Raw genomic sequence first — 18,653 nt, forward strand, 5'->3', positions numbered from 1 at the left:
GTACAAAAAATTATTTTATTTACTATAAAGTAATTAAATAGAAAAAGTAAAATATATTTGACTTTTTTATTTAATAATATAACATAATAAAAAAATTTAATTATTAATTAAATATATGATTAAAAAATTATTTTGTATTATTTTTATAACATTATTTTGCAGCAATCTATTCTCTCAAATTACAAGAAATGAAATAACAGAAAAATATATAAAAGAAAATATTGCCGTATTTGAAATACAAGATGTCTCTACAGGATACAGTAAAGATTTAGGTAAAAAAGTTACAACATTAATAGAAAACTCCCTCACTAGAATGAAAAGATTTAATATAGTAGATAGAAAAAATTTAGATAAATATTTAAAAGAAATGGAGCTTCAATTAACAGGCATCACAGATAAGCAAGTTATAGAAATGGGAAAAATATATGGATACAGCAAAGCAATCACAGGAAAAATAACACACTCAAGCACTAGATACGATTATGACAGCTATGACGGAACAGGAACAATATATGCTAACGTAGATTTGGTTTTGCAGATAGTTGATGTTTCTACAACAAAAATATTATACTCCTCAAAAATAAGCGGTTCTAGTTATTACTCTATAGACAGATATCCATCACAGGCTTTTAGAGATGCGGCTATTGATGAAGCTTGTAATGATTTGATTTATAAAGTAGCTGCCAAAATGAAAAATATTTTCAAAATAACTTTAAAAATATCTGATATTACAGATGGAAATATTATACTTTTGGCAGGATATGATCAGGGGCTTAATAAAAATACTAGATTTAAAGTATATTCAAAATCTGAAGATATAGTTTTACCATCAGGAAATGTTATAGAAAGCAAATATAGTGAAAAAGGTACTTTAAGAATAAAAGATATGGGAAGTGAATATTCTATAGCAACTGTATCCAGAGGAAGAAATATACAAGTAGGGGACATTGTGAGAGAAACTTATATAGGAAATTTTATTTTTGGGTTTAATATAAATTATGCTTCATACAAAATTAATCCTTTAGTAAAAGAGTTTCAAAGTACAAACTCTGCGGGCAAATTAAAAGTAAATCTAAATAAAAATGATTATGCTTTAGGAATGCATCTTAAATTCGGATATGATTTTCAGCTATTTTCTCCTAATATGAGTATGGGCTTATTATTTGGTGATTTCTTTAAAACTAGCTATGGAATTGATACAAGGTTTAATTTTGATATAAACATAAAAATATATCAGGAAATAGTAAGGTTTGTATTAACACCATATGTTGGACTCGGTGTAACTTTTACTGATATAGGCGAAGTATATGGTGGGGATTATCAAAATGGAAACTTATTAATACCAAATGGAACTAAAATAAAATCAACTGACATAATGTTAGGTATTGGACTTTTAGCAAATATACAGTATAATATAACTGATACATTGGGCGTTAATTTAGCGGCAGGATATAGATTTTATACAAAGCCTATTAATGCCGGAACATATTATGAAGATAATAGCTTTAGTATGCCTGAAGAAATACAAACTGTGAATCTTACAGGGTTAGAGTTTATGGTAGGAATATATGGACTTTTTTAAAAGCATAATACTATTTTTATTGTTAGCAAAAATATCTTTTGGAGCTTTTTATTTTGCACCTTCTACAAATATGCCTAGTACTAACAGCACAGAAAGTAAAGCTCCTATTATAGAAAATAATGAAATACTTAGCTCAGAATATACTATAGACACTAACAGCGTTAAATCTATATTTGAAATGAAAGGAACTAATATTATAAATCAAAATGGGGTTATAAGCTCATCTGTAATACCTGAAGATGCATATAGAAGTCACCCTTTTAGATATACAGAAGTAACTTTTATATTAGCAGGCTTTTTGTCATATAGTTATGCTTCACTTATAGTATTTGGACTTGATACTATAGAAAACTCTTTTGTACAGCCATCAACTAGCGGAAGATCAAGATATAAATCGCTATGGATATCTGCTACAATATTTGAAATTACTGCTGGGGTTATATTCGGTGCTACGGTTGCTTATGACAGTTATCAGAGGATATACGGCAAGAAAAAAGACGGATTAAGTTTTAATTTTGTGCCGTATTATGAACCGTTTCAAAATGATGCGGGTTTTATGTTCACATTGAACTACCCTTATAATTAACTACATTATTATCAGCGTGTTTCTTTATAAAAATATGTCTATTAACAAATAATACATAAATAGCAAAACTAATTGCTAAAAATATAGCTAAAATAATAACACCCCTAGAATTAATAGCAGCCGCTTCAGTATTATTATCCACATATTCTTCTGAATTATAATAAAAATCTTTATTATTATCATTTCGTATTATTTTTATGATTTTTTCATTTTTTGAAGTATCTAAATATCCAAAAGTTTTAGCATAAGAAAGTATATACTCTCTGTCATTTGTAAGTCTATCTATACTATTTAATATTTTTTTCTTTTTTCTATCAAGTTCTTCTATTTTTGCTCTCTTTTTTTCCACAGTCTGTTTTTGCTTATCTACACTAACAAACCCCTTAGAACTAAACACAAATAAAAAAATAATCAACGCTAAACCAACCACTACTATACCATAAAAAATTTCTGCTCTGAGCCTTATATTTAATTGCATAATCATTAGAAACCTTATAAAATATAACTTTATTATCGGAAGTAAAATCTAAAAATTAATTATAGCAATATTAAAATATCAATATTCTACTATTTTTTCGCCATATTCTAGTCTTAATTTTCTATCAGCCATACTAGCAATAGATAAAGAATGCGTTACAATAATTAAAGTAGATGAAGTTTTCTTAGTCATATCCCACAAAATCTCTCTGATAATTTCAGCATTTTTCTTATCTAAATTACCAGTAGGCTCATCTGCCAACACAACCATAGGGTTATTAATTAGAGCCCTAGCAATAGCAACTCTCTGTGCCTCTCCTCCAGAAAGCTCCCCTATCCTATGATGCATCCTATCTTTAAGACCAACCGTCTCAAGTAATTCTTCTGCCTTTAAGCGTGCATTTTTTTTATCATATTTTAACATCAAAGCAGGTATCATCACATTTTCTATAGCACTAAACTCACCAAGCAAATTATGAAATTGAAAGACATAACCCAAAGATTTATTTCTAAACTTAGCTAACTGCCCCTCATTCATCTTGCCTATATTATTGCCGTTTATGTTAATGCTTCCAGATGTAATATCATCTATACCGCCTATAAGGTTTAAAAGCGTAGTCTTACCGCTTCCAGATTCTCCAGTAATAGCCAATATCTCATTTTTATAAATATCCAAACTTATAGATTTTAATACTTCAACTTTTGGAGGTCCAACATATGTTTTTACTAATTTGTCTATAGTTATTAAAACTTCTCTATTAATATTATTATTCATATCTTAACACCTCAGCAGGTTTGTATTTGCTTGCTATATATGCAGGTATTATAGCAAATAAAACAGAAAGTAAAAACGATATAGAAGCAACCATAAATACTTGTGAAAAACGAACTATTGAAGGAAGACCGTTACTTACATAATAAATATCAGGCGGGAAGAAATCAGGCACTATAGGCACAGTTATAGAAGGGCTTATATGTGCTGGTATAAACCATATAATGCTTACTATAGACTGTAAAAATGCCCTTATAAACTCTAAAGTTTCATTTACATAACTTGCAAGAAGTATTCCAAATATCACTCCTAATATAGTGCCAACCCCTCCTATTATAGCCCCTTCCAAAAAGAATACTTTAGCTACATTTGAAGGTCTTAATCCTAGTGTTTTTATTATAGCAATATCTCTTCTTTTGTCTTTAACGAATATTATCTGACTTGATGCTATGTTTAAAGCGGCTATCAATATAATAAAAGATAATATTAAACCAAGCATAAGCTTTTCTGTATGAAGTGCCTGAAAAAAGTTTCTGTCAAAAAGCATCCAAGGCATAACATTATAAAATTGCTTTAATGATAAATCTATGTCTTTTGCAACCTTATCAGCATCAAAGAAATTTTTTATTTTTACAGCTACCCCCGTTACAGCACCATCATACCCAAGCATTGACTGAACTGTCTTTAGAGGAACTATCACCATTTTACTGTCATATTCATAATAACCAGTTTTGTATATTCCTTTTATTGTAAAAGTTGTCTTTTGAGGTCTAAAGCCTCTTTCAAAACTTCCAGAAGCAGAAACTATATCAATAGTGTCCCCCACAGATAAAGCATAATCGTCCGCCATCTCAGAGCCTATCAAAGCATCGTTAGTGCCTAAATTTTTATTATCCCCCTCAATAAACTTGAAATACTTAATAAAATCTCTGTCTTTTGTAAATATATCATCTTCAAATGAACGAACTGTAATAAGCGTAGTAAAAGTATATGTACGCATTATTGAAGGAAGAACTATATAAGGGTAAATGCTTGTTATCTCTTTATTGTCTTTAATATTATCTACAACATACTCATAGTTTAGAAGAGGCTGGTCACCATAGGCACTGATATTTATATGAGCCCTCATTCCAAGTATTTTATCTCTTATATCATCTTGAAAGCCATTCATAACAGATAAAACAGTAATCATTACCATATCGCCCACAAGTATGCCGAGTATACATATCACTGTAATTATAGAAACAAATGAAAACTTCTTTTTAGCTTTTAGGTATCTCACACCTAACATTAATTCTAATCTCAAAAGAAAACTCCAAAAAATTAAAAGTAATTTAATTGATAATTTTATTATACTGAAAATTTTTAACTTTGTCAAAAATTGTATTTTTAAAAATGTGTTATCAACTTTTTCCCGCCTTCGCTGTGCGGACTTCGTCAAAGTTTTTACACTTCGGGTACGCTTCGCGAAAGTGCAAATATTTCAGCTTTATATCTAATGAATATGTAAATATAAAGAAATATATAAATATAAAAGAAATAATATAATATTTTTAGTTAAAAAAATGCAGTTCTTTTGCTTCTTTTATACCAATAAAAGAAGTGGGGGTATGGGGGCAAAGCCACCACAAATAAAAAATACTTTTACAAACTTAAAAATTTTTAGTATATATTAAAGCCATGTTTACACAGAAGTAGTTTTTAATAAGTATAATACATAAAATATATACACTACTAAAAATATAATTCCCTTTACCTTGTTTAAACTTCTTCCTCTAAAAGTAAATAACAATAATATTAAACCGCTTAAAACCATAATAATATAGTCTATTAAATAATTTTGTGCAGCAGGTAAAACTATTCCTCCAAACTTAAATGAAGCTATAGAAGATATACCAAGCACAGCACCAACATTAAAAATATTGCTTCCAACAATGTTTCCTATAGATATATCAGCCTCTTTCTTTGAAGCTGCTATCACACTTGTAACCAATTCTGGTATGCTTGTACCAACAGCAACAACTATAAAGCCAATAATATGCTCGCTTATAAAATTTCTAAATATTCCAGTAACACCTTTCAAAAATATATCCGAACCAACAGCAAGAGCAAATATTGATAACACAATTTTAAATATAGCCCTAGAAATGCTGTATGTCTTTGTAGATGATGACACCTCTTTTTCAAATATAGCAAGCTCATCTTTATCTTTAGAGACAACAGTATATAAATAATAAACATATATGCATAGCAAAACTAAAAGTATTACACCCTCTACAACAGATATCTTATCACCAATTAAACTCTTAGTATTAAAATTAAATAAAGTAACAAATAATACAGCATACATTATAAACATAGAAAGCATAGATACATGATAAGATTTTTTGCCCGCAGCCATATCCATAAACAAAGCAGATACCCCAAGCACAAATACTATATTAAATATATTGCTCCCAATAACATTACCAACCGCAATAGCACTCTCTCCCCTCACAGCACCAAATAAACTAACAAAAAGCTCCGGCATAGATGTACCCATTGCAACAACAGTAAGCCCTATCACTATAGGAGGAATCTTTAATTTATTCGCAATCATTACACTCCCATCAACTATATATGTACCTCCTAAATATAATAGAAGTATTCCAGCAACCGTAAAAACTATATATAATAAAATATTTGTCATATATAAACTTATCCTTTAATTGTTTAATTCTGAATTATTATTATTTTCTGTATTGTTATCAGCTTCTATATTAGCTTTATTACTATTATCATCATTATTTTTATTATTTTTTTTGGCTATAATAGATATTATTAAATAAATTAAAAATATTATAAGTATAGATATTATTAAAGCCGTAGAAAACCATAATGGAAATAACACCCAAACCCAATTCCAAGCAACAGCATTAAATAATTTTAGTATTATAAATATAAAAGTTAAAAATGTTAAAAAGGCTACTGCTATATTTAGAACAGGTAATTTATTTTTTGTTTGTACGCTTACTTCATTTGTTTTTGAATTATCTTCATAAGAGCTTTCAGTATTTTCTTTATTTTCTGCATTATCCATATTATCATTTTTTTCTTTCTTAAAAAACAATGAGTAAAAAATGATAGTACCAACAATTAAAATCGCTTCCAAAATTAATAACAGTACAATGTCTCTCCAATTAAAAAGAATAGTCTTACTCAAGTTTAATAAACTTAATGCTATTATAAGCATAGGAAGCAGTTTGCAAGAAATATTTAAAAGATTCTTCAAAAAATATAAACTAGCCATTGTAAAGACATTTTTTATAGTATTAGCTTTCATAATAAAACACCTATTATTATTTTAATAGTATTTATTATAATGATATTTTTAATTAAATTCAAATTATACAAACTTAAAAATAATCAAGTTAAGATACTAATTTCCGACTAATTAACATAATACAATATAATAAAAAACATAAAAAAGGATAAAACAAATATGCAAATTTTTAGCGTAGATTATTTACCTACAAACAATTATGAATTATTGGGTTTAGTTAAAGGTAATATTGTACAATCAAAACATATAGGAAAAGATATATTAGCTTCTTTAAATACATTAGTAGGCGGCGAAGTAACAAGCTACACAGAAATGATAAACGAAGCAAGAGATATAGCTACAAACAGAATGATAGAAGAAGCTAAAAAACTTGGAGCTAATGCAATAATAGGAGTTAATTACAGCACTTCTTCAGTATTGCAGGGCACTACAGAGGTTGTTGCTTACGGCACAGCTATTATATTAAAATAAAAAATCAATTAAAAAAACAAAAAATTTTTTAAAGAGGAAATTAAATGAGAAGACAAAGCACAGAATTTGAAGATTTAGATATGAATGAAGAGGCATGGCGTATATTTAGAATAATGGGCGAGTTCGTTGATGGTTTTGAAACTATATCTATATACAACAATGCTGTTACAATTTTTGGAAGTGCAAGAACAAAACCTGAACATCCTCATTATAAATTAGCTTATGAAACTGCAAAATTATTAGCAGAAAATAAATATGATATCATCACAGGCGGAGGTCCTGGAATAATGGAAGCAGGAAACAGAGGTGCTTTTGATGCTAATGGAAACTCTATTGGTTTATGCATAAAATTGCCTTTTGAACAAAAAACTAACCCCTATGTAAAAGAAGAAATTAAGTTTAGATATTTCTTTGCTAGAAAAGTTATGTTTGTAAAATATGCTAAGGCTTTAATTGTATTTCCGGGCGGGTTTGGTACTATGGATGAAATGTTTGAAACACTTACTCTAGTACAAACTAAAGTGTTAAATAAAATACCAATAATAGTAGTTGACAAGAAATTTTATACTGGGCTTATGGATTGGATAGAAAAATATATGATTAATGAAGGCTATATAGACAAAGAAGATTTAAATCTTATGTATCATACAGATGACCCTAAAGAGGTGCTTAGTATAATTAATAACTTTTATAATAAAAAATAAAAAATTATGTATAAAGTTTTTGTAATTATTTTTATTTTCAGCAACTTCCTATTTGCACAATTAAAAGGAATGCCAGAGTTTTTTAGTTTAGATGGATATAAAACTCTTAAGTTTGGTATGAATATAGAAGAAGCTAATAACAAAATTACAAATTATAATATAGAATTATATGCTGACTTTCATCAAGAAATTAAATTAAATGAAAACACTGTTTTAAACATATATAAAAACATTGATGATAAGTTGGCATATTATTTATATTTTTACAATAATTATCTTTATAGAATAGAAGTGTGTAATCATATAGGATACAGCTATAATAACAACAATGATTTTTACTACCCTTCTGAGGCAACTGATATAGAGAGTATAAAAGAAAAAATAACATTCAAATACGGCAATTCATCTTCCACAGATATAAAATATTATTCGCACTATAATAAACCTTTTGAAGAATACACAATATGGTGGTATTCAGATTTATCTAGTGTATCATTATATGTAAAGCCTGATTTAAATAGTTTAGATAAAGTTATAAAATTATATTCTTATAGGCTTTCTTTTTATGATGAAATGAAATTAAAAGAGATATATAAATAATTTTTTGGCAATTCTATAATTATATATAAATTACAATATAATTTCTTAATATTTTCTTATATTAAAAAATTATAAAACTCCTTGACAATACTATATCTTTTATATATCATAGCTTATTAAATGTTTTTTATCTAATAACTATTATTTAATCGTATATACAAAAAGGAAGCAGAATAATTATGAAATCAGTAAAAAGCGAAATAAAATATCCTATTATATTTATAATACTTTCTATACTTTTTTTTGCAAGCAATTTAACATTTTCTTATCTTCAAATGGGAGATGTTATTCTTTGGGACATAAAAAATATTAAAGATACTGTATTAAGCGGCAATTTATACTTTTGGAATAATGCCTATTTTACAATATCAGCACCTGCAACTGTGCCTATACACCCAAAATCTTTACTAATGACTATTTTACCGTATAAAATATACCCTCAAGTTACAATTATGTTTCATATAGCTGTAATGGGTTATGGATTATTTTTATTTTTAAGAGAAAAGAAATTATCAATAAATGCTTCCATATTTGGGGGAATTGCTTTGATGTTTTCTAATGCAATATTTACTCTTATACTTCCCGGGCATTTAGGAAAATTTGAAACTTATTGTTATTTTCCTTTGGTTTTATATTTCTTATCAAAAGCAATGAATACTGAGAAGTGGAGAGATTTCTTTTTTACAGGTGCTTTTTTAGGCATTGCTTTTTTGGGAGGAGCTTTAGATGTGGCAATGTATTTTGCTTTGTTTCTCTCTTGTTGTTTTTTATATTTATTATACAGCAAGAAAAATAATCTAAAATTAGTTGACTTTATAAAAACTGATATAAAAAAAATAATATTGTTGTGTGTAAAGTTTGCATTAGTTGCAGTATTTTCTTTTTTAATGTCTATACAAGTTATAATGGTTACAAAAAACACTCAAGACATGGGAGCTGCGGGAGTAGAAAATAAAGAAGACTTATGGAATTGGGCTACAAGATGGTCTTATCCGCCTGAAGAAGTATTAGGATTTTTTGTACCCGGACTTTTTGGGTATTATTCTGGAAGTGAAACTCATCCATACTGGGGAAGAATAGCTAATATGAACGGAGAGCCAAAAACTTCAAACTTCTCTCTCACTGCTGTAAATATTGGATATATAACTTTTTTATTTATAATATTTGCAATATTTATAAGCAAAAAAAAATACAGCGAAAAATATTTTTGGATAGGTACTGCTTTATTTTTTTTAATAGCAAGTTTTGGGAGGTATTTGCCTATCATATACGGAGCATTATTTCAAATACCAATATTTAGAGATGCAAGAAACCCTAATAAATTTATAGAAATTATACCTATACCATTTGCAATACTTTCAGCATTTGCAGCAGATTATATATTCAAAGCAATAAAAGCAAAAAAAGAAGATAAGCTGCTAAAATACTTAGAAGATGAATATATAGGCATAATTATAGCACAAAAAATAATGTATGCTGTATTAATTTTATCTGTTGTATTTGCTGTTATCACTATACTATTAAACGGCTTAATACAAAATGCATTTATTGCTGACTGGCAAGATAAATCTCTATTGATAGCAAAAAATATATCAATGTCTTTTATAAGATTAGCTCTAATATCATCTACAGTAACACTTTTAATAATGAATTCTGTTTCTTTAAAAGAGATAACATTAAAAGATAAATATTTATTAGCGGCTCCTTTAATAATATTTATTTTATTCTCAGTTTATGATACAGGCAAAATAAGCATATTAATAATAGGTACAATAATAACTTTTTTATATATCATAATAGCAAACAAAGAAAAATTATATTATAAATATTTACCATACGCTTTTATGGCTATACTATTTTTAGACTTAATGCAAACAGCAAATATATTTATAGTAAAATCCAATATAGATAAAATGTATGAAGGCACTCCTATTACAGAGCATATATTAAGAGAACAAGGCAATGAAACTACAATGCCTATACTTATTCCTTATCTATATAGATATACAACACATACAATGCCATATTATAATATAGCACTAACAGAACCGCCAGCAGCAAGCAGATTAAGTAAAGAAATAACTGATATGTTTTCAGCATTTAGAATTAATGATTATGTAGGATATGAACCGAGATTAATGGATTTGCTCGGAGTAAGATATATATTAAGCCCTACATATTTAGATAATTCTATGATTGCTAATGATATCACTAAAATAACAGAATATCAGGATTCTTTTTCTGCTGCTGTATTATATGAACTTAATGGGTATAGAAATAAATATGAGTTTGTAAATAGCGTATATAATGCCAAAGATTTTAATGATGGTCTTGGAAGAATGAGAATACCTAATTTTAATTTAGCAAAAGAGGCTATTATAACAGACAATACAAACAATATAGTTTTGAATGTTAGCAACTCTATAAGCAAAGTAGAGATGCTTGAATATAGTAACAACAAAGTAGTATTTAATGTTCAAACGCCTGATGCTGGTGTTTTGGTATTAAAAGAGAGATATAGCCCAGATTGGAGTGTAAGCATTAATGGAGAGAAAAAAGAATTGCTTAAAGCTAACTTATTATTTAGAGGGGTTTATGTTGAAGCAGGAGATAATAATATTGTATTTGAGTTTAACCCTACAATGAAATATGCTTATATTACAATAGTTTCTTGGGCTTTGTTTATTATAATTTCTATAATAGCAATGTTTAGAAAAAAAGAAGCAAATGAATAAAAAAATAATTAAATATAAAATTATACTATTAATAATGGCTTCATTATTCTTATTTTGTTTTATTGTAATGAATTATATTAATATTACTAATATAATGAAATACAAAAAAGGTGACATTATAAAAGTTCAAGCGAGTATTGAAGATTCAAGTTATTATGAATATGGACTTATAAAAAGAAAGTATCCATATTTAGTTTATAGCTTTATTTATGATGACAAAAAAATTACAATAAGCAATATGATAAGTGATAGCTCTTTTACAAATAAAAAAACTATAACAATATACTATGATACAATTAATAATAGAGAAGTTATGCTTCCATCTATAAAAAGTTTTATACTATCTTTTATATTTTTTGTTTTAAGTATAATTATTATAGTATATGCTATAAACTTAAAAAGAATATACGCTTAAAAATTACATTAAATAACCGCCGCTCTCTTCAAGCACTTTGGCATATTTTTTTACACCAGTATTAACATCCATAAACTCTTTAGTATATCCTGCTTTTCTCAAATTAGTTAAATCAGCTTGAGTATATTTTTGATACTTTCCTTTAAGAGCCTCTGGGAAAGGAATATATTCTATCTCAGAAGAAGGATAAACCTCTTTTAGAGCCTTAGCAATCTCTACAAAACTTTCAGCCTTACCAGTTCCGCAATTAAATATACCAGAAATATTTTCGTTTTCAAAAAAGAAGTTGTTCACACTTACTACATCATCAACATGTATAAAATCTCTTAAGAAATTCTCACTTCCCTCAAAGATTTTCATTTTCTCACCTGCTTTAATTTGGTTAAATAAATGAAAAGCAACCGAAGCCATTCTTCCCTTATGATTCTCCTGCGGACCATATACATTAAAATATCTTAAGCCCACAACCTGACTCTTAATCTTATTATTTCTAAATAAAATATTAACATACCTATCAAATTGATATTTAGAAAAAGCATAAACATTAAGCGGATACTCATTTTTTTCATCTTCAACAAATCCATTTTCCCCATTGCCGTAAACCGAAGCACTTGAAGCATAAAAGAATCTTACTTTATTCTCTAAACAAGCATGCAAAATATTTTGACTATATTCATAATTATTTTTCATCATATATTTTCCATCAGTTTCCATAGTATCAGAACAAGCCCCCTGATGAAATATAGCATCCACTTTATTATTTTCTACAAAAGAATAAACATCAAAATCTTCTTTGTCTATATAATCTCCAAAAACAACCCTATTTAAATTCTTATGTTTTGAAGCATTTTTTAAATTATCTACTATTAATATATCATTTATACCTAAATTGTTTAATCCCCTAACTATATTAGAACCAATAAAACCAGCACCGCCAGTTACTATAATCATATATATATAAATCTCCTTTTAATAATTTTTTTTACTTTCTTTTAATTTCTTGCATAATATTAAGAATATCATTAACAATACTAGTAACCGCCCTAGAAGTGTAATTCTTTCTAATATTCTCTCTTATCACATCAAGCCTATTTTGATTATTTAAATTTTTTATAATAATATCTCCTAACTGCTTAGCATCAAGATCCGCCTCATTCATTAAATAAGCCATATCTTTGTTTACTAATTCTAAAGCATTATAATATTGATGATTATCCGTAGCATAAGGGAAAGGTACTAAAAGTGAAGGCACATTAACCGCTAATATCTCACTAATAGAACTGCTTCCAGCTCTAGATACTACAAAATCAGCAGCATTAAGCAATGTAGCCATATCTTTATAATAGCTATGAACTGTTACATCTGTAATTTTCTTATCATTAACTTTTGCTATTATTTCAGAACCCCATTTAGGACCAGCAAGCCATACTATATGCAAATTATTTACATTATCTTTTACATTTTTTATACAGTCTAAAAATATATTATTTAATCTTAATGCCCCTTGAGAGCCTCCCATTACAACAAGCAATCTATCATCATCTTTTAATTTCATGATAATTCTAGCAGATTTTCTATTTACAATAAAGAAATCATCTCTAACAGGATTTCCCATTACTTTACCTTTAGGCATATATTGTAAAGTCTTAGAAAAAGTAAGATAAGAAGCCTTAGCATCTTTATAAAATATTTTATTAACTTTTCCAGGTATAGAGTTTTGTTCGCATAAAAATATAGGTATTTTTTTTAACTTAGCCACATACAACATAGGCATAGAAACAAATCCGCCCATTCCTATAATACATTCAGGTTTATGTTTATTAATGATATTATTAGCCTTTAACATTGAAGGTATAAACTTGAGCAAAAAAGCTATATTTTTTAATATATTTCCCGGAGAGTTTATCTCTAAATAATTATAATCATAATGAGGCGGTATTAAGTTATAATCTCTTGCCGCCACTACAAGCCTAGGGTTATGTCCAAGTTTTTTTAAATGGTCATATATAGAAATAGCAGGTGTGATATGACCAGCTGTACCTCCGCCGGATAAAATTATATTCATTCTTCTCTCCTTTGAGTTATTTTTAATAAAATAGCAAACATAATCATATTAACAACTAAAGCATTTCTACCATAACTTATAAATGGTAAAGGCATTCCAGTTGTAGGAAGCATTAAAGCTGCTACCATCATATTTAAATATGCTTGTGTACTAATAAATATATTTATACCAAAAGATATGTTTTTTAGAAACAAATCTTTTATTCTAGATGAAACTATAAATCCTCTAATAGTAAAAGAAAAAAATAGTAATAATAAAATAATATTACCTACAAACCCATGTCTTTGTGCAATAGAAGCAAAAATAAAATCTGTTAAAGCTGCTGGTAAATGAGTACTAACTTCTCTAATATCTTCATCAGGTATCCCAGTAATACCTCCATAATTAAAAGCTAATTTAGCCCTATTAATTTGATACATCTCTTCTTGTGATTGTGTATGAGGTGTTAAATACGAAGTTACCCTAGCCTTCATATATGGAGTATTGAGTATAAATATTATAAATATAACCCCAAGTAAAATACCCGTAAAAATTAAATATCTTAATGGAATACCTCCATAAAAAAACATAGAAAAACCAACCATAGCAAATAATAATGCCGTACCAGAATCCGGCTCAACCATTATAAGTAAACATATAATTGCTAATATAAATAAAGGAGGAAGTAAACCATTTTTAACATGTTTAAGTTTATCTCCTTTATTGGCTAATACACTAGATAAATATAAAACTAATGTTATTTTAGCTATTTCCGAAGGCTGAATAGTAAAAGTGCCAAAAACAGATAACCATCTCTTAGCATAACTGCCTTCCACAGATATACCAAATATTAAAACTGCTATAAGTAATAATAAAGTACCTATTAGTATTGCAGGCATAAATCTATCTATTATATTAAAAAAATCTGGAACTATTAATATTACAACATTAACTCCCAACATTATTATTAATAGTTTAAGATGATTATAAAAATAAGGTTCATTTGGTTCATGAATTGTTTGTGCTCCATATATGGCAACTAGTCCTGCAGCAAGTAACGCTATATATATAATAACTAAATATTTATCAGGTAACAATTTCCTTTTCAACATAAAAACCTACACTCTATAAAATTTTATAAACTAAAGATGCCTTTGCTTCCACAAAAGTACTGCTATCATAATATGGTAATTTTACATGCAAACCAGAAGATGCTAATATATCAAGAGATAGTCTATTTTGCAAAAATTTAAAACTAATAAAACCAACTATAGCTAATTTATGTGTTAGTATATTTGAGTTTACAAGATAAGTTAAAGCATAAGAAGCACCTATATAAAAAGGAGATATATTAGCAAGTATAAAAAAATCATTCATAATTTCAAATTCACTTTTATTATGAAGTATAGCAGTTCTTGAATCATAATAATAATTTTTATCTCCTGCAAAAACATAGTTAAAACTAGTACTATTAATAAAAATAACATATGGCAGCTTATATAAAAAATAAGGTGTTATTCCAGCAATTACACCAATAGCATCTGTTTTAGACATTCCAAATAAAGCAGTATAAGAATAATCTACATCATTATTATCAAAACCCGCATACCCAAAATTCATAATATTGAATATATAATTAAAATAAGCATTGACCCTTATACCAAAAAAGGATAATGGTCTAATATCTGCAAACAAACCAACCATATCTGATGATAATGAAAAATTATTCTCTATACCCAAATCAAGCTTTGTTTTTTGAAATATTTGATTTGTTCTATCATCATTATAAATCGAAGTTCTATAATACAATTTTGTTTGTGCATTAAACTTTATAAAATTATACCCGCCTGCAAAACTCTGTTCAAAATAAAGCTGATGTTTATTATTTGTATTTATTATAACATCATCCATACCTATATTAAAAAGAGTATTTATATCTGCATATATAATACTAATATATAACAAAAAAATGATAGGAATAAATTTTATTTTCATCTTAACATAATCATATAATATAATTTTATAAACATAATATACTTTATAAATTAAAAAAATCAATAGAATTAAAATGATTTTAAATAATAATTTTGATAGAATTTTTTTGTAAAAAATCAAATAAAAAAGGCATTGAGTAAGAACCCAATGCCTAATAAAAAAATTATATTACCGTACCACTCTTAACAACAGTGTTTTTAGGTATAATTACTATACCATCTCTAATACAGTAAAACTCGCTGTCTTGATGCTGAATTTTCTTTTTATTTGTAATAACAACTTCATTGCCTATTCTAACATTCTTATCTATAATAACATTTTTAAGCGTACATTTTTTACCTATACCAACCTTCGGCAAATGCTTAACATTTAATCTCTCTATATCTTCACTAGTTTCATAAAAGTCGCTTCCCATCATAATAACTTTTTCCAAAGTAGAACCGCTCTGAATAACAGAACGAAGTCCAATTACCGACTCTTTAATAGCAGCATTTTCTATTCTGCATCCGTCAGCGATTATACTAGAAGTAATAGCAGCTTTTTCAACTTTAGAAGAAGACAAGTAACGAACATGTGTATATATAGGAGCATCTTCATCATAAAAATCAAAAGGCGGGTTTTTGCTTCCGAAAGATATATTAGCATCAAAATAAGCCTTAATAGTACCTACATCTTCCCAATAACCTTGGAAAGCATAACTAAATACTTTATATTTTTTGATAGCCTCAGGAATAATATCTTTACCAAAATCTATCATTGTAACATCGCTAAGAAGCTCTTTCAAAACATTTCTTCTAAATACATATATACCCATAGAAGCCAAATATTCTTTTTTAGGGTCTTCTATTTCAAACATCTTTTTTTGTTCATCGCTCAACTTTAAAGAATCTAAAACATCATCTTCTTTAGGTTTTTCTTGGAAATTAGTAATCTGTCCTCTTTTATTAACAAGCATTACTCCAAAACCTTTAGCATCTTCACGAACTACAGGGACAGTTCCAACAACTATATCAGCACCGGTTTCAAGCATATGTCTTACCATTACATTATAATCCATACGATAAACCTGGTCTCCAGAAAGTATCAAAACATTATTAACATAGTCATTATCAAAATGGGCAAGATTTTTTCTTACAGCATCAGCAGTACCTTGATACCAATCTATATTAGTGTCAGTTTGTTCTGCCGCCAATATACTAACATGACCGCCAGAGAAGTTATCAAATCTATAGGCATTGTAAATATGATTATTTAGAGAAGCACTATTAAATTGAGTAATAACATATATATTTCTAAGACCGCTATTTATACAGTTAGAAACAGGTATGTCAATCATTCTGTAATGACCGCCTAGTGAAACTGCAGGTTTAGAACGATCTTTAACAAGAGGATAGAGTCTTGTACCTCTGCCCCCTCCTAAAATTAAAGCTACTGTATTGTATGATCTCATAAAAAAAACTCCAAATTATTTTACACTTAATTTATATAAATAAGTATAGTAAAAAAAAATGAAGTTTTCAAGAAGTATAGAAATATCAATTTTTCTTATAACACAAAACATCTTTGAAAGCAGCTGATCCATCATTGAAATTAACTGTTACTTTTATAACTGTATCAGAAATAAATTGTAAAGTACCTCCCATTACACCTGTTTGAAAATTATAATTAGGGTCTTCTCCTCTCATATCATCCCCTGTAACTGTATTTACTTTTCCATCTTGCGGAAGAGTACCTGCTGCATCTTGTGAATAATATAATTTAAATCCTCCTGCACCATCAAATGCTATAGCAAGATAAGAACTGCCATTAACTGGTTTAGCACTTACATATGTACCAGTGCGTTTTGAATCTATAGGAGCGGTAGCTGATTTACAAGATAAAACAGCAAACATAATTGATAGCATTATTAACAATATTTTTTTCATAATAATAATTACTCTCCATGCATTTTTTATATTATCGGTATTATATGTTTTTAATTTTATAACTAATTTCTTTTATCACAAACTACATTCTCAATATTAACAATACCTTGACCTTTCATTGTAACTTCAACTTGATTATCAGAGAGAAAAACTAATTTACAAGTATAATCACTATTATATAAATTATAAACATTACCATCGCCTATAAAATTAATGTACTCAATACGGGGATATCCAGGAACTCCCGTTATATCAGTATCATTCTCTCCGCCAAAGTATATAATAACTCCTCCGCTTTTTACATTTACATATAAATACTTATCATATTTATTACCAAAAATTTTTTGTCTGCTTTTAAATGTTCCCATATATCTATCGGAAATACCTACATAAGCTATATCATAACAAGAGTAGATACAAATAATTATAATAAAAAACAATATTATTTTTTTCATTATTATCCTAAAATCAAATTATATAATATATATTCGTCAAATAATTTTTATTATATTATAAATATAATAAAAAAAATAGTTTTTTACAAATTAATCAAAAGCAATAAAATAATTGACTTTTTTCTTAATTATTATAATATCATTTATATATTCTAACATATTTTAGGAAAAATAAATGAAAAAAATTATAATAATTTTATCTGTTTCTTTTTTATTTTTAGCATGTTCAAATAAAGGATATAAAAATATTAATAATATAGAAAAAGCAATTAAATTAGTAAATAGCTCAACAAATCTTATAATTCTAGATGTTAGAACAAGAGAAGAATATTTAGCAGGGAATATTCCAAACTCAATTAATATAGATGTACTAAGTCAAGATTTCAAATCAAAAATAGATATGTTAGATAAAAACAAAGAATATTTAGTATATTGCAGAAGCGGAAATAGATCTGCCATTGCATCCAGCATAATGTCTACAAATGGATTTCTTAATATTTATAATTTGCAAAATATAGCATATCAAGATTTTGCTAATGCAATGCTTACAAATAATAAATAATAAATATC

At 27.3% G+C, this 18,653-nt stretch carries 20 protein-coding genes; 8 read left to right on the forward strand and 12 right to left on the reverse strand.

From position 1 onward, the window contains the following. The first annotated feature begins 115 nt into the window (after positions 1-115). Both EPJ72_RS01775 and EPJ72_RS01780 read left to right on the forward strand, forming a co-directional pair. A complete protein-coding gene (locus EPJ72_RS01775) occupies positions 116-1,582 on the forward strand; it encodes a CsgG/HfaB family protein (protein ID WP_147730555.1) in 1,467 nt (488 codons plus the stop codon). Then, complete coding sequence (locus EPJ72_RS01780; protein WP_147730556.1) at positions 1,569-2,168, forward strand: hypothetical protein; 600 nt, start codon at positions 1,569-1,571, stop codon at positions 2,166-2,168. The genes EPJ72_RS01775 and EPJ72_RS01780 overlap by 14 nt, the downstream gene beginning before the upstream one ends. On the opposite strand, the gene EPJ72_RS01785 is transcribed toward EPJ72_RS01780, so the two are convergent. The 5 genes from EPJ72_RS01785 to EPJ72_RS01805 form a co-directional block, all read right to left on the reverse strand. Then, entirely contained in the window at positions 2,143-2,646 is a 504-nt protein-coding gene (locus EPJ72_RS01785; protein ID WP_147730557.1) for a septum formation initiator family protein, read from the reverse strand. The two genes, EPJ72_RS01780 and EPJ72_RS01785, sit on opposite strands and share 26 nt — an antisense overlap. Before the next feature lie 78 nt (positions 2,647-2,724). Continuing rightward, positions 2,725-3,420, reverse strand: coding sequence for an ABC transporter ATP-binding protein (locus EPJ72_RS01790; RefSeq protein ID WP_147730558.1), 696 nt, complete (start codon positions 3,418-3,420; stop codon positions 2,725-2,727). Beyond that, positions 3,413-4,708: an ABC transporter permease gene (locus tag EPJ72_RS01795; protein WP_147730600.1), complete on the reverse strand. Its 1,296-nt coding sequence runs from the start codon at positions 4,706-4,708 to the stop codon at positions 3,413-3,415. Before EPJ72_RS01795 ends, EPJ72_RS01790 begins: the two co-directional genes overlap by 8 nt. A 393-nt stretch (positions 4,709-5,101) precedes the next feature. Then, the gene (locus tag EPJ72_RS01800; protein ID WP_147730559.1) at positions 5,102-6,106 is read right to left on the reverse strand and encodes a calcium/sodium antiporter; all 1,005 of its coding nucleotides are present in this window, start codon (positions 6,104-6,106) and stop codon (positions 5,102-5,104) included. Between the two features lie 15 nt (positions 6,107-6,121). Continuing rightward, positions 6,122-6,739 (reverse strand): hypothetical protein, encoded by a 618-nt coding sequence (locus tag EPJ72_RS01805; RefSeq protein WP_147730560.1) that lies wholly within the window; start codon positions 6,737-6,739, stop codon positions 6,122-6,124. A 159-nt stretch (positions 6,740-6,898) separates the two neighbouring features. Here EPJ72_RS01805 and EPJ72_RS01810 point away from each other — a divergent pair, with 159 nt between their 5' ends. From EPJ72_RS01810 to EPJ72_RS01830, 5 genes are all read left to right on the forward strand, one after another. Further along, positions 6,899-7,210, forward strand: coding sequence for a YbjQ family protein (locus EPJ72_RS01810; RefSeq protein ID WP_013243201.1), 312 nt, complete (start codon positions 6,899-6,901; stop codon positions 7,208-7,210). Positions 7,211-7,254: 44 nt separating this feature from the next. After that, positions 7,255-7,914, forward strand: a complete 660-nt coding sequence (locus EPJ72_RS01815; protein WP_147730561.1) for a TIGR00730 family Rossman fold protein — start codon at positions 7,255-7,257, stop codon at positions 7,912-7,914. Positions 7,915-7,920: 6 nt separating this feature from the next. Further along, positions 7,921-8,514, forward strand: a complete 594-nt coding sequence (locus tag EPJ72_RS01820) for a hypothetical protein (protein ID WP_147730562.1) — start codon at positions 7,921-7,923, stop codon at positions 8,512-8,514. A 179-nt stretch (positions 8,515-8,693) separates the two neighbouring features. Continuing rightward, positions 8,694-11,249 carry a YfhO family protein gene (locus tag EPJ72_RS01825; protein ID WP_147730563.1) on the forward strand — a complete coding sequence of 852 codons (2,556 nt, stop codon included), beginning with the start codon at positions 8,694-8,696 and terminating at the stop codon, positions 11,247-11,249. Next, positions 11,242-11,664: a hypothetical protein gene (locus EPJ72_RS01830; RefSeq protein WP_147730564.1), complete on the forward strand. Its 423-nt coding sequence runs from the start codon at positions 11,242-11,244 to the stop codon at positions 11,662-11,664. The genes EPJ72_RS01825 and EPJ72_RS01830 overlap by 8 nt, the downstream gene beginning before the upstream one ends. 3 nt (positions 11,665-11,667) lie before the next feature. On the opposite strand, the gene rfaD is transcribed toward EPJ72_RS01830, so the two are convergent. The 7 genes from rfaD to EPJ72_RS01865 all read right to left on the reverse strand — a co-directional run bounded on the left by rfaD (position 11,668) and on the right by EPJ72_RS01865 (position 18,083). Beyond that, entirely contained in the window at positions 11,668-12,615 is a 948-nt protein-coding gene (rfaD, locus tag EPJ72_RS01835) for an ADP-glyceromanno-heptose 6-epimerase (RefSeq protein ID WP_147730565.1), read from the reverse strand. A 31-nt stretch (positions 12,616-12,646) separates the two neighbouring features. After that, positions 12,647-13,729, reverse strand: a complete 1,083-nt coding sequence (locus tag EPJ72_RS01840) for a UDP-N-acetylglucosamine--N-acetylmuramyl-(pentapeptide) pyrophosphoryl-undecaprenol N-acetylglucosamine transferase (RefSeq protein ID WP_147730566.1) — start codon at positions 13,727-13,729, stop codon at positions 12,647-12,649. Continuing rightward, the gene (locus EPJ72_RS01845; protein WP_147730567.1) at positions 13,726-14,820 is read right to left on the reverse strand and encodes an FtsW/RodA/SpoVE family cell cycle protein; all 1,095 of its coding nucleotides are present in this window, start codon (positions 14,818-14,820) and stop codon (positions 13,726-13,728) included. Before EPJ72_RS01845 ends, EPJ72_RS01840 begins: the two co-directional genes overlap by 4 nt. 13 nt (positions 14,821-14,833) lie before the next feature. Continuing rightward, positions 14,834-15,703 (reverse strand): toxin A, encoded by an 870-nt coding sequence (locus tag EPJ72_RS01850; protein ID WP_147730568.1) that lies wholly within the window; start codon positions 15,701-15,703, stop codon positions 14,834-14,836. 163 nt (positions 15,704-15,866) lie between these two features. After that, positions 15,867-17,153 carry a glucose-1-phosphate adenylyltransferase gene (locus EPJ72_RS01855; RefSeq protein ID WP_147730569.1) on the reverse strand — a complete coding sequence of 429 codons (1,287 nt, stop codon included), beginning with the start codon at positions 17,151-17,153 and terminating at the stop codon, positions 15,867-15,869. A gap of 85 nt (positions 17,154-17,238) precedes the next feature. Next, positions 17,239-17,628 carry a hypothetical protein gene (locus EPJ72_RS01860; RefSeq protein WP_147730570.1) on the reverse strand — a complete coding sequence of 130 codons (390 nt, stop codon included), beginning with the start codon at positions 17,626-17,628 and terminating at the stop codon, positions 17,239-17,241. Between the two features lie 62 nt (positions 17,629-17,690). Next, positions 17,691-18,083 (reverse strand): hypothetical protein, encoded by a 393-nt coding sequence (locus tag EPJ72_RS01865; protein ID WP_242004872.1) that lies wholly within the window; start codon positions 18,081-18,083, stop codon positions 17,691-17,693. A gap of 175 nt (positions 18,084-18,258) precedes the next feature. Here EPJ72_RS01865 and EPJ72_RS01870 point away from each other — a divergent pair, with 175 nt between their 5' ends. After that, a complete protein-coding gene (locus tag EPJ72_RS01870) occupies positions 18,259-18,645 on the forward strand; it encodes a rhodanese-like domain-containing protein (protein ID WP_147730571.1) in 387 nt (128 codons plus the stop codon). The last annotated feature ends 8 nt before the right edge of the window (positions 18,646-18,653 follow it).

This window comes from Brachyspira pilosicoli (assembly GCF_008016535.1).
GTDB lineage: Bacteria > Spirochaetota > Brachyspiria > Brachyspirales > Brachyspiraceae > Brachyspira > Brachyspira pilosicoli_A.

Bases quoted from the DNA above. Each gene is read 5' to 3' on its own strand.
- EPJ72_RS01865 (WP_242004872.1), bottom strand. From the start codon at position 18,083: ATGAAAAAAATAATATTGTTTTTTATTATAATTATTTGTATCTACTCT.
- EPJ72_RS01805 (WP_147730560.1), bottom strand. From the start codon at position 6,739: ATGAAAGCTAATACTATAAAAAATGTCTTTACAATGGCTAGTTTATAT.
- EPJ72_RS01790 (WP_147730558.1), bottom strand. From the start codon at position 3,420: ATGAATAATAATATTAATAGAGAAGTTTTAATAACTATAGACAAATTA.
- EPJ72_RS01820 (WP_147730562.1), top strand. From the start codon at position 7,921: ATGTATAAAGTTTTTGTAATTATTTTTATTTTCAGCAACTTCCTATTT.
- EPJ72_RS01825 (WP_147730563.1), top strand. From the start codon at position 8,694: ATGAAATCAGTAAAAAGCGAAATAAAATATCCTATTATATTTATAATA.
- EPJ72_RS01800 (WP_147730559.1), bottom strand. From the start codon at position 6,106: ATGACAAATATTTTATTATATATAGTTTTTACGGTTGCTGGAATACTT.
- EPJ72_RS01785 (WP_147730557.1), bottom strand. From the start codon at position 2,646: ATGCAATTAAATATAAGGCTCAGAGCAGAAATTTTTTATGGTATAGTA.
- rfaD (WP_147730565.1), bottom strand. From the start codon at position 12,615: ATGATTATAGTAACTGGCGGTGCTGGTTTTATTGGTTCTAATATAGTT.
- EPJ72_RS01870 (WP_147730571.1), top strand. From the start codon at position 18,259: ATGAAAAAAATTATAATAATTTTATCTGTTTCTTTTTTATTTTTAGCA.
- EPJ72_RS01845 (WP_147730567.1), bottom strand. From the start codon at position 14,820: ATGTTGAAAAGGAAATTGTTACCTGATAAATATTTAGTTATTATATAT.
- EPJ72_RS01850 (WP_147730568.1), bottom strand. From the start codon at position 15,703: ATGAAAATAAAATTTATTCCTATCATTTTTTTGTTATATATTAGTATT.
- EPJ72_RS01830 (WP_147730564.1), top strand. From the start codon at position 11,242: ATGAATAAAAAAATAATTAAATATAAAATTATACTATTAATAATGGCT.
- EPJ72_RS01775 (WP_147730555.1), top strand. From the start codon at position 116: ATGATTAAAAAATTATTTTGTATTATTTTTATAACATTATTTTGCAGC.
- EPJ72_RS01795 (WP_147730600.1), bottom strand. From the start codon at position 4,708: ATGTTAGGTGTGAGATACCTAAAAGCTAAAAAGAAGTTTTCATTTGTT.
- EPJ72_RS01815 (WP_147730561.1), top strand. From the start codon at position 7,255: ATGAGAAGACAAAGCACAGAATTTGAAGATTTAGATATGAATGAAGAG.
- EPJ72_RS01855 (WP_147730569.1), bottom strand. From the start codon at position 17,153: ATGAGATCATACAATACAGTAGCTTTAATTTTAGGAGGGGGCAGAGGT.
- EPJ72_RS01780 (WP_147730556.1), top strand. From the start codon at position 1,569: ATGGACTTTTTTAAAAGCATAATACTATTTTTATTGTTAGCAAAAATA.
- EPJ72_RS01810 (WP_013243201.1), top strand. From the start codon at position 6,899: ATGCAAATTTTTAGCGTAGATTATTTACCTACAAACAATTATGAATTA.
- EPJ72_RS01860 (WP_147730570.1), bottom strand. From the start codon at position 17,628: ATGAAAAAAATATTGTTAATAATGCTATCAATTATGTTTGCTGTTTTA.
- EPJ72_RS01840 (WP_147730566.1), bottom strand. From the start codon at position 13,729: ATGAATATAATTTTATCCGGCGGAGGTACAGCTGGTCATATCACACCT.